The organism is Tistrella sp., assembly GCF_002684955.1.
Taxonomy (GTDB): domain Bacteria; phylum Pseudomonadota; class Alphaproteobacteria; order Tistrellales; family Tistrellaceae; genus Tistrella; species Tistrella mobilis.
In genome coordinates, this window is record NZ_NYWI01000027.1 from 61,680 (window position 1) to 71,848 (window position 10,169).

Consider the following 10,169-nt stretch of genomic DNA (forward strand, 5'->3'; position numbering starts at 1 on the left):
CTGTTCCAGAACTTGTTCTGACAGTCCGGCATCGTCGCTGGCGGTGCGATCGCCCCTGAGCGATAAAGTATGGCATGGTAATCACCCATCGCCCGCAGATCGGCCTTTGCCTCGCTGGAAAACTCGACCCTCACGACTCCGCGCGCGCGTCAGCCATCGCCATATAGCGGGCTTCGAGTTCGTCGAAGACGTCTTCGGCAGGGTGGGTGCGGCCAGCCGCGCCGTCGGCCAGGCCGCGCATGACGGCGGCGTCGAGGGCGGCCAAGCGCCGTTCGCGTTCCTCCATCAGGCGGAGGGCGTCGCGTATCACCTCGCTGGCGTTGTTGTACCGGCCGCTGGCGAGCTGGGCCTGAATGAAGGTCTCGAAGTGCTTGCCGAGGGTGTAGCTGCCGGGCATCGCCATTCTCCTCACCTCTATCGTTGAATGATAGTGTCGGCGCTGATGGCGTGCAATGTCTCGTGGCAGGCCGGGATGGACAGCTTCGCCGGTCCGATGCACCATCTGGCTGACGTTTCCATGCGGGAGACCTCGATGTCCCGACCGTCAGATTCTCCGGATCCGGCACCGCCCGGGCCATCCGACTGCCCCGAGGAATCAATCCCGGCCACCGCCACGCCGGATGTGTCGGCAGTGATCGATCCCAGGGTCTGTTTACGCGCCGCCATCGCCCGCGGCGTGAGCGACGACTTCATGATCCACGGCCGCGAACAGCCCGATCTCCCGCCCTCCGATCTCTCGCACTTTGATTTCTGACTCCCCAAAAAAACAGCCGCACCCCCAAGGATGCGGCCGTTCTCACCCCGTCGCCCCGCCCTTATCCGGGCAGGCCGCAGGTCAGGTCTTCTTCAGCGCCGCCGAGGCGTTGCCGATTTCGAACGTGCCCTGGGCGGTGCCGCTTTCCGGCACGATTTCGCGGGCACGGTCGCCGATTTCGTCGATGCGGGCGGCGATCTGCTCGGCGGCGTCGGGGCCGTCGCCGATATAGACGCCTTCGGTCAGCGTCACATAGGCGCGTTCAAAGCTGCCGGCGCCGGCGTTCAGGATCATGCGGGTGGGCGCGTCTTCCGACACCAGGTAGAGCAGGCCGGGGGAGACCGTCTCGGGGCGCAGCGCCGCCAGAACCTCGGCGGTCATCAGGCCTTCGGTCATGCGGGTCGCGGCGGTGGGGGCCAGGCAGTTGACGCGGATGTCGTTCTTCACACCTTCCAGCGACAGGGTCTGCATCAGCCCGACCAGCGCCATCTTGGCGGCGCCGTAATTGGACTGGCCGAAATTGCCGTAGAGGCCCGAGGACGAGGTGGTCATCACCACGCGGCCGTAATTCTGCGCGCGCATGATGTCCCACACCGCCTTGGTGCAGATCACCGCACCCATAAGGTGCACGTCGACCACCAGGCGGAAATCGTCCAGGCTCATCTTCGCGAAGCTCTTGTCGCGCAGAATGCCGGCATTGTTGACCAGAATGTCGACCCGGCCCCAGCGCGCCATGGTCTCGGCGACCATCGCCTCAACCGCCGCCGCATCGGTCACAGAGGCGCCGCTCGCCATCGCCTCGCCGCCGGCGGCCTCGATCTCGGCCACGACCTGGGCGGCCGCATCCGAAGACCGCCCGTCGGCGCCCAGATCGTTCACCACCACCTTCGCACCGCGCGCGGCCAGCGCCAGCGCATGGCAACGCCCAAGGCCGCCGCCGGCCCCGGTCACGATGGCAACGCGGCCGTCGAACCTCATGCTCATGAACTCCACCTTCCCTGTCGGTCATCTTCCGCTCCGCAGGTCCGGCCACGCTCTTGGCATATGTTCCCGGGCAAACGGCCCTCCGGGCATATGGGGGCATGATCGGCGGACCCGCCGCCCGCAGCGCGTCTGCCGCGGGCCGGCGCGATCATAGCGGCTGCGCGCCGCAGCGCAAAATATACGGTGTTTGAAAGATCTTATGGCCGGCCATAGGCGCCGGACCCGCCGGCCTCGGAGGAGGCCTCCCGCGCTGCGGCGAAGATCAGGGCCCGGTCGGCCTCGGGCAGTTCGCTGCCGCTGGTGGTGGTCACCACGCAGGCCACCTCGTGCTGGGCATCGAAGACCGGGGCCGCCTGGCCGGTGATGCCGGACAGCAGATGGCCGCTGAGTTCATGGCCGAAGCTTTCGCGGATCCGCGCCAGCTCGCGGGCCGCCGGCGGCTTGCCGCGAAACGGTGCCGGCTGGAGTTTGCGCGCGCCCTCGATCCGCTCCGGCGGCAGAAAGGCCTGGAAGACCAGGCCGCAGGCGGTGTTGTCGAGCGGCAGCACATCGCCGAGGCCGATGGCGCTGATCGAGAAATAGGCGCTGCGATACCAGCGCACCACGGTGGGGCCGCGATCGGTCCAGATCGCCACCCCGCCGCTGGCGGCGATGCGCATGGCCAGCGCCTTCATATGCCGCGCCGCCACCTCCACCGCATCGATCCGGCGCAGCGCGCCGATGCCGATGTCGAGCGCCGTGGGGCCCAGATCATAGCGGCCGCTGGCGGCTTCCTGCACCGCCAGCCCTTCCTTGATCAGACTCTGCATATAGCGATGGGCGGTGGAGGTGCCGGTGCCGGCGTGGCGGGCCAGTTCGCTCAGCGCCATCGGCCCCTCGGCATCGGCCAGGATGGTGAGAAAGCGCGCCGCGATCGAGACCGACTGGATGGTACCGGATCGCCGCTCCACACCCTTGTCGTCCTCCATCTCCACCCCGCTCATCGAAGCACCGAGGGCAGCCAGAGGGAAATGCCGGGGAAGGCGAGCAACAGAACCATGACGACCATTTCAGCGAGAAGAAACCACGCGGCGCCGCGCACCACGCGGCCGAAGGAGATGCCGGCCGGCATCAGACCATGGGCCGCAAACAAGTTCAATCCAAGCGGCGGCGTGATCAACCCGATCTCGATATACTTCACCGCGATCACCCCGAACCAGACCATGTCGAGCCCGCGCGCCTCCACCGCCGGCAGAAAGATCGGCAGGGCCAGCAGCATCACCCCCATCGGGTCCAGCACCGTGCCCAGCGCCAGCAGCACCACCGACAGCACCAGCAGGAAGGCGATATCGGTATCGGCGAACACCGCCAGCTGCCCGGCGACGACTTCGGGGAAACCGGTCAGCGCCAGATAGGTGGAGAGCGTGCTTGCCCCCACCGCCACGATCAGGATCGCGGCCGTGGTCCGGGCGGTATCCGCGATGGCGGCCCGAAAACCCGCGCGGTCGAGCGTGCGGCGGATCAGCGCCACGATCAGCGCCGCCAGCGCCCCCAGCCCGCCGGCTTCGGTCGGCGTCGCGAAGCCGCCATAAAGCCCCGCGATCACCATGGCCGCGATCGCCGCCACCGGCCACACCCCCAGCAGATCGCGCAGGCCCGGCCGCGGGCCCGTATCCTCGCGGGCGTCGGCGCCGGCGAGTGCCGGGTTCAGCCGGGCGCGCAGGATGATCATCACCGTATAGGCAAGGGCGGTCAGCAGCCCCGGCAGCAGGCCGGCGGCGAACATGGTCAGCACCGATTGTTCGGTCAGGATCGCGAAGATGATGAAGGGGATGGAGGGCGGGATCACCGCGGCGATGGTGCCGGCACAGCCGCAGACCCCGGCGATCAGCCCCGGGTCATAGCCGCGTTTCAGCATCTGCGGCACGGCGATCCGGCCGACACCCACCGTGGCCGCCAGGCTTGATCCCGATGCCGTGCCAAAGGCGGCACAGGTGATGTTGGTGGCAACCGCCAGCCCGCCCGGCACCCGCCTCGTCAGGTGCTGAAACAGCGTGAACAGCACATCGGCAAGCCCGGCGCGGGCGACGATATTGCCCATCAGCAGGAACATCGGCACGGCCGAAAGCTCCCAGCTGGCGGCGAATTCCAGCGGCGCGCGCGACAGCAGGGCAAAGCCCGGGCCGATGCCGATCATCGCCACCGTCCCCGCCAGCCCGGCCGTGAACAGGGCGAAGGCGATCGGCACGCGCAGCGCCGCCAGCCCCAGAAACAGCAGCAGGGCCAGGCAGGCCTGGTATTCCGGGGCAAGGCTGTCAAGCGCCATGGGCGGCCTCCACCGGCGCGCGGCCGGCTGCGGTGCGGATCAGCTGAGCCAGGGCCACCAGCGCCAGCGCGCCGAAACCCGCCACCACCGCCCAGCGCCCCGGCCAGACCGGCAGGGAAAAGCCGGTCAGCACCACCCGCTCGCCGCGCAGCGTCGCCACCCAGGCGACATCGAACGACAGCCAGGTGAACAGCCCCGCCACCGCCACCGTCACCAGGGCGGCGGCCAGCCGCTGCAGGTAAAGCGCCCGGCCGCCCAGCCGTTCGGCCAGCACCGCCACCTCGATCTGCCGGCCGCTGGCCTGAAGCCCCGCCAGCGGCAGGAAGACCACCATCACCATATAGATCCGCGCCACCGCCTCGGGCATGCCCTCGGGCGTGCCGCCGCCCACCAGGCGGATGATCAGATCCAGCGCCATATGGGCGAACATGGCGAGCACCGCCAGTTCGCCCAGCGCGCCGGTGGCCGTGGCGGCCCGGGCCGCCAGCAGGTTAAGGATGCGCATCAGCCGGGGCACGCCGCCAGGCTTTCCGGGAAGACGGTCTCGGTCAGCAGCCGGGTCATCTCGGCCGGGTCGGCCTGGATCTTCGGCAGGTAGTCCTCGTGCCATTTGCGGTAGATCAGGGCGATCCGCGCCGCGAAGGCCTCGGGGTCGGCGATGCCGCGTTCGGCGGCGCGCGCCGCGAGTGCCTTGATCTCGCCCGCCTGATAGGCCGGCCAGGCGTCGCGCATCGCCGCGTCCCCGGCCGAGAAGCCGGCCACCGCTTCAAGCTTCGGCCGCACCATGGCATCGGCATCGATATAGGCCTTCTGCACATAGGGCAGGGCGGATGCCGCGGCATGGGCCAGGATCGCCTTGCGGTCGGCCTCGCCGATCCGGCACCAGGCCTCGACGCTGACCGAAACCGGCACCGCGCCGCCGACGATGCCCTGGGGCATGTCGATCACGCCCTTGACGACATCGGTCAGGCCATAGCTCTGCGCCCAGCTGATCGGCACCAGCGCGCAATCGGTCTTGCCCGTCTGCAGCGAGATCAGCAGATCGGTGATCGAGGTGGTGACCGGGATCATGCCCAGCGCCTCGGCCCAGCGCGCCTCGGGGCTGCCGATCACGCTGACCCGGCGGCCCTGAAGATCGGCCTTGCCCGCAACCGGGCTGGTGCACTGCATCGCCATCGGTGCGGTCGCATTCAGGAACAGCGGGATCTGGCCCTCGCGGCGCATCTCGTCCAGGCAGTCGGGGCAGCCCTGAAAAAACGCCTCGTTGATCGCGCCCATCGCCGCCACCGGGTCGACGCCGAAACCGGTCAGTTCCGACATCACCGAGGCATGGGGCAGGTCGGACGGGTAGAAGGCCAGCACCACGAAGCCCGCATTCACCACGCCGTCGCGGATCGAGGGCAGCACCGTCGGCATCTTCACCACCGTGCCGCCGAACAGGCCGCGGAATGTGACCCGGCCTTCGGTCACGGTCTCGATGCCCTTCAGGAAGGGCACCACGCCCTCGCGATTGAACAGCGCCTGTTCCGGCACCGGCGAGCCATAGGTCAGCGTCGCCGCCCCGGCCGTCGTGCCGGCGGTCGCCGCCAGGCAGATCGCCGCCGCGGCAAGCCCGCGGCGCAGTGTCGTCAATCTGGTCATGGGTCCTGTCCCCCGATCGGTCGTCTCCCGCTCCGCGGCCGGCTTGATGTCCTGTATCGCGGAATATATTCTGGATCGTGGAATACGCCCCGCCATCTGTCAAGGAGCCTCCGCGATGCGTAAGGAATTGATCGGTCTCGATCATCTGATGATCTCAACCCCGGATCTGCCGGCGATCCGCGCCTGCTATCTGCGGCTGGGTTTCTCGGTCACGCCCTGGCGGACCAACGAGCCGATGGGCGGCGGCAAAACCGGCGGCCGCGGCGGCAACCATCTGGTGCTCTTCCGCCCGACCGATGATCGCATGACCAATTTCCTGGAATTCGCCTATGCCGACCCGGCCCATGCCGTGCCCTATATGCGCGATCTTCTGGGCCGCAGGCCGGCGCTGGCGATGATCGTCCATGCCGCGACCGATCTGCCCGCGCTCGATCAGGCCTGGCAGGCGGCGGGTTTTCCGGCCTGCATGTATTACGAACTCGACACCGACTATCGCGACCCCGAGGACGGCACGGTCGACCGGATTCATTTCCGGGTGCTGGTGCCCGATGCCCCGCGCGGGCCGCTCGCCTTCAATGCCTGCGAGGTGATGGACCGCAGCCATTATCTGCGCCCGGCCTGGATCACCCATCCGAACGGCGCCGAATACTGGGCGGCGGCAACGGTGGTGACCGATGATCCGGCGGCGATGCGCAATCATCTGGCCGCGATCTACGGCATCGATCCGGCCGGGCAGGGGCCGGTCTCGGTGACCCTGGGCGATCAGACCCTGACGGCGGTCGATGCCGCAGGCTTCGCCGCCGCCTGGGGCGATGCCGCGCGCCGCGCCGATGGCAGCGCCGCCGAACTGGCGGTGGAGGTGCGCATCGCCTCGGCCGATACCGCCCGCGCGGTGCTTACCCGCAATGGCGTGCGCTTCCGGGACGAGGGCAGCCGGCTGGTCGTGCCGGCGGCCGAAGCCGGCGGCATCGTGCTGGTGCTGGCCGAGGCCGCCTGAGCCATGCGCACGCCCCAGACCCGCAAGACCCTCCCCATGGCTGGCGCCATCGGCCTGATCGGCGGCACCGGCTGGCCCTCCACCGCGCTTTATTACGAGCGTCTGAACCGTCTGGCAGAGCCGGGCACCGTGCCGGTGCTGATCGCAAGCCTGTCTTTCGCGCCCATCCTGGCCGATGCCGAACGCGGCCGCTTCGATCTGGTCACCGCCGCCTTCGTGGCGGCGGGGCAGGGGCTTGCCGCGGCCGGGGCCGGTGTGATCGGCCTTTGTGCCGCCACCGCGCATCTGGCCTTCGATGCGGTCGCCGCCGCCGTGCCCGTGCCCTGCCTGCACATCGCAGAGCCCTTCCGGCGCCCGGCCGATCTCTTGCCCAACGGTCTCCCGTCCAAAGGGGCCGCGGTCGGCGTGCTCGGCACGGCACAGACCCTTGAACAGGGTGTGTTCTCGGGCCCCCTCGCCGCGGCCGGCCACAGGGTGGTGACACCCGATGCCAGGCTGGCGGCGAGGCTCGACCGGGCCATCAAGACCGGCATTTCTTCCGGGCGCCCGACCCCGGCCGATATCGCCGCGGTTCAGGCCGCCCTCGACGATCTGGTTGCGGGCGGGGCCGATGCCGTCGTGCTCGGCTGCACCGAATTGCCTCTGATCCGCGACCGGCTGCGGCCGGCCGTGCCGCTGATCGATGCGGTGGCGGCCCATTGTCAGGCCCTGCTGTCGCGGTCGCGCGGCTGAGTGCTGCCGCCTGTGCCAAAAAAAAACCGCGCCGCGGGAGACAAGAACCCGGCAGGCGCGGTGAAGGATCGCACAGGGAAAGTGCGGGCAAGGAGACGACCATGACGAGCCGAAGGTCCGATGACCCGGTCCGTCCCGATGTCTGGATCACATTACCGCCGCACTGCTTAACGAGGCGTGAACTCCCGCAGGATTTTCGCGGGCCCCGACAGAAATCTGCATGATGTGTCGCAGATCGGCGCTCCGCGACGTGCAACGGGTCTGTGTCCTTTTCGGGGCGCGCGTCAGGGTCTTGCGGGTTCTTCTTGCCTGTCTTTCGCCTGCAACAGCAGGTCCCGCGGGGTGATATCCCTCCCGCGGGTGAAAAACATTGCCGGAAGATGTCCACCGGGTGTCAGCGCCGGGGCCTTGGCGGGCCCCGGCGGCCGCCGCCCGATCCCTGGCCGGGATGACCACAAAACGCCACCTGGACCTTCGTCCCCCATCGACCCATATCACTTCAACGACGCGGCGCACGGAACAGAGACCGCAGCCGCCGGAGTGTCATCGGTCAACACAGCCGACGGGGGATGCATCATGTCGCATGTCACCGCAAGTATCGGGAATCTTCCCTACGCCGTCTCGATTTCGACCGGGAACCATCGCCTGGCGTCCGACGAGCCCGTGGTCATGGGCGGGGGTGATCATGGCCCCACACCACACGATCTTCTGTTGTCGGGCCTTGCATCCTGCACGCTGATCACGCTCAAAATGTATGCGCATCACAAGCACTGGCCGCTGCTGGCGCTCGACGTGGAGTTGAGCTTCATCCGCGATGAAGCCGCAGAAGATGCAGTGACGGTGGAGCGGGTGATCACGCTGCACGGGCCGCTTTCCGATGCCGCCCGCGACGAACTCGCCGATCTGGCCGAACGCACGCCGGTCACGCTTCGTCTGAAGCCGGGCCTGCCGATCCACACCATCTTCCGTCAGGCGGCGGCGCCGGCGATGGCGGAAGCCTGAGCCTCCGCCAGCCGGCGCCCCCTGCTTCCGTCATCCCTCGCAGCCGGCGGCCTCAGGCCGCCGCCACCGCCCGCAGGAAGCCGTCCACCGTGCTGCGCAGCCGGGTGGAGCGTTCCGACAGCGTCCGCGCCGTGCTCAACACCTGCGCCGAGCCCGACGCGGTGGCCTCTGCCGCCATGGTCACCCCGCCGATCGTGTCGGTCACTTCCTGGGTGCCGCGGGCGGCCTTGTCGGCATTGCGGCCGATTTCGGCGGTGGCGGCAGACTGCTGCTGCACCGCGGCCGACACCGCGCTCGACATGCCCTGCACCCGGTGCACCACCTCGGCCATCCGGCCCACGGCATCCAGCGCCGCGCCGATGCTGCCATGCATGTGCTCCACCCGGCCGCGGATATCGCCGGTGGCCCGTGCGGTCTGGGTCGCCAGGCCCTTCACTTCCGATGCCACCACGGCAAAGCCCTTGCCGGCCTCTCCGGCGCGCGCCGCCTCGATGGTCGCGTTCAGCGCCAGCAGATTGGTGTGGTTGGCGATCTCTTCGATCAGCGCAATCACCTGGGCGATGTCGTTGCCGGCGCGGTCCAGCTCGCCACCCAGGGTCTTCACGCGCTCGACCTCGCTGCTGGCATCGCTTGCAACGCCACGCGCGGTCTCCATCTGCCGGGCCACTTCCGAAACGGTTGCGGTCAGCTCTTCGGTCGCAGCCGCCACTGCCTGAACATTGGCCGAGGCCTGCCCGGCCGAACTGCCCACGGTGGAAGCCTGGCGCGAGGTCTCTTCCGAGCTCGACGACAGCAGCTGTGCGGTCGCCTCCAGCTCCACGGCCGAACTGCTCATCACCGCCAGCATCTCGGCCACTTCATGGTCGAAATCGCGGATCAGCTGCGCCACCTCGGCGGCGCGGCGTTCGCGGGCCGCCACCTGGGCCGCTTCGGCTTCCAGCAGCCGGCGGCGTTCCTGGGCATTGTCGCGGAAGACCAGCATGGCGCGGGCCACGTCGCCGATCTCGTCGCGGCGATCGGTGCCCTGAACCTCGGCATCCAGATCGTCGGCCGCCAGCCCGTTCAGCCGCCGCACGGTGCGCTGCAGGGGGCGCGCGATGGTTGCGATCGCGATCAGGAAGCCGGCGGCCAGGCCGATCAACGTGCCGGCGATGGCCGTCGCCACGATCTCCGTCTCGGTTTCGGTGCCCAGCGTCCGGGCCTCGTCGGCAATGCCCCTGGCCCGGGTCTCGATGTCGTTCACCAGCCCGGCCATTTCATCGGTCAGCGCCCGGGCGGTGATCCGGCCGTGCTCCACCTCTTCCACCACGGCGCGCTGGGCGGCATCGATATCGCGGCCGGCATGGCTGCGGGCCACCTCGACCGCATGTCGCACCTCGTGGACATAGGTCGCGAAATGGTCGTCGACCCGCGCGATGCGCACCAGATCCTCGGGGCCGGCATGGGTCTTCATATCCTCGATCAGCCCGTGAAACCGGGTGATCGCGCCTTCGATCTCGGCGGCGGCGGCGTCCAGCTCGCGGGGATCGGCCGCCAGCCGGTATTCGGCCCGGCGGATGTCGCTGACCAGCTGATTGGCCCGCGCGCCGTCCAGCACCTCCTGCCCGGCCTGTTCCACCTGGCCGGTGGCGTCAATGCAGGCCACCAGCCCGCGATAAGAGTCCGTCCGAGAAGTTATCTATGATTTCCGGCTCCTTGCGATTCTCCGCATCATGATCCGGATCATGGCGAGGCGGAGGAATGCCAAAGCCATC

The 10,169-nt window shown here is 68.8% G+C and carries 11 protein-coding genes; 4 read left to right on the forward strand and 7 right to left on the reverse strand.

The annotated features are described in order from the left end of the window. Nucleotides 1-130: 130 nt before the first annotated feature. Nucleotides 131-397 (reverse strand): type II toxin-antitoxin system ParD family antitoxin, encoded by a 267-nt coding sequence (locus tag CMO28_RS06715; protein ID WP_014753008.1) that lies wholly within the window; start codon nucleotides 395-397, stop codon nucleotides 131-133. A 75-nt stretch (nucleotides 398-472) separates the two neighbouring features. Here CMO28_RS06715 and CMO28_RS06720 point away from each other — a divergent pair, with 75 nt between their 5' ends. Continuing rightward, nucleotides 473-754: a hypothetical protein gene (locus tag CMO28_RS06720; RefSeq protein ID WP_296711472.1), complete on the forward strand. Its 282-nt coding sequence runs from the start codon at nucleotides 473-475 to the stop codon at nucleotides 752-754. 81 nt (nucleotides 755-835) lie between these two features. Here the strand turns inward: CMO28_RS06720 and CMO28_RS06725 are convergent, their stop codons facing one another. From CMO28_RS06725 to CMO28_RS06745, 5 genes are all read right to left on the reverse strand, one after another. Continuing rightward, nucleotides 836-1,738: an SDR family NAD(P)-dependent oxidoreductase gene (locus CMO28_RS06725; RefSeq protein ID WP_296711474.1), complete on the reverse strand. Its 903-nt coding sequence runs from the start codon at nucleotides 1,736-1,738 to the stop codon at nucleotides 836-838. 197 nt (nucleotides 1,739-1,935) lie between these two features. Beyond that, the gene (locus tag CMO28_RS06730; protein ID WP_296711476.1) at nucleotides 1,936-2,706 is read right to left on the reverse strand and encodes an IclR family transcriptional regulator; all 771 of its coding nucleotides are present in this window, start codon (nucleotides 2,704-2,706) and stop codon (nucleotides 1,936-1,938) included. An 11-nt stretch (nucleotides 2,707-2,717) separates the two neighbouring features. After that, nucleotides 2,718-4,043, reverse strand: coding sequence for a TRAP transporter large permease (locus CMO28_RS06735; RefSeq protein ID WP_296711480.1), 1,326 nt, complete (start codon nucleotides 4,041-4,043; stop codon nucleotides 2,718-2,720). Next, entirely contained in the window at nucleotides 4,033-4,560 is a 528-nt protein-coding gene (locus tag CMO28_RS06740) for a TRAP transporter small permease subunit (protein ID WP_296711483.1), read from the reverse strand. Before CMO28_RS06740 ends, CMO28_RS06735 begins: the two co-directional genes overlap by 11 nt. Then, a complete protein-coding gene (locus CMO28_RS06745) occupies nucleotides 4,548-5,684 on the reverse strand; it encodes a hypothetical protein (protein ID WP_296711485.1) in 1,137 nt (378 codons plus the stop codon). The genes CMO28_RS06740 and CMO28_RS06745 overlap by 13 nt, the downstream gene beginning before the upstream one ends. A gap of 115 nt (nucleotides 5,685-5,799) precedes the next feature. Here CMO28_RS06745 and CMO28_RS06750 point away from each other — a divergent pair, with 115 nt between their 5' ends. From CMO28_RS06750 to CMO28_RS06760, 3 genes are all read left to right on the forward strand, one after another. Then, nucleotides 5,800-6,681 carry a VOC family protein gene (locus tag CMO28_RS06750; protein ID WP_296711488.1) on the forward strand — a complete coding sequence of 294 codons (882 nt, stop codon included), beginning with the start codon at nucleotides 5,800-5,802 and terminating at the stop codon, nucleotides 6,679-6,681. A gap of 3 nt (nucleotides 6,682-6,684) precedes the next feature. Next, entirely contained in the window at nucleotides 6,685-7,413 is a 729-nt protein-coding gene (locus tag CMO28_RS06755; RefSeq protein WP_296711490.1) for an aspartate/glutamate racemase family protein, read from the forward strand. A 576-nt stretch (nucleotides 7,414-7,989) separates the two neighbouring features. Beyond that, nucleotides 7,990-8,415 carry an OsmC family protein gene (locus tag CMO28_RS06760; protein WP_296711494.1) on the forward strand — a complete coding sequence of 142 codons (426 nt, stop codon included), beginning with the start codon at nucleotides 7,990-7,992 and terminating at the stop codon, nucleotides 8,413-8,415. 52 nt (nucleotides 8,416-8,467) lie between these two features. On the opposite strand, the gene CMO28_RS06765 is transcribed toward CMO28_RS06760, so the two are convergent. Next, nucleotides 8,468-10,060, reverse strand: a complete 1,593-nt coding sequence (locus CMO28_RS06765; RefSeq protein ID WP_296711496.1) for a methyl-accepting chemotaxis protein — start codon at nucleotides 10,058-10,060, stop codon at nucleotides 8,468-8,470. Nucleotides 10,061-10,169 lie beyond the last annotated feature (109 nt).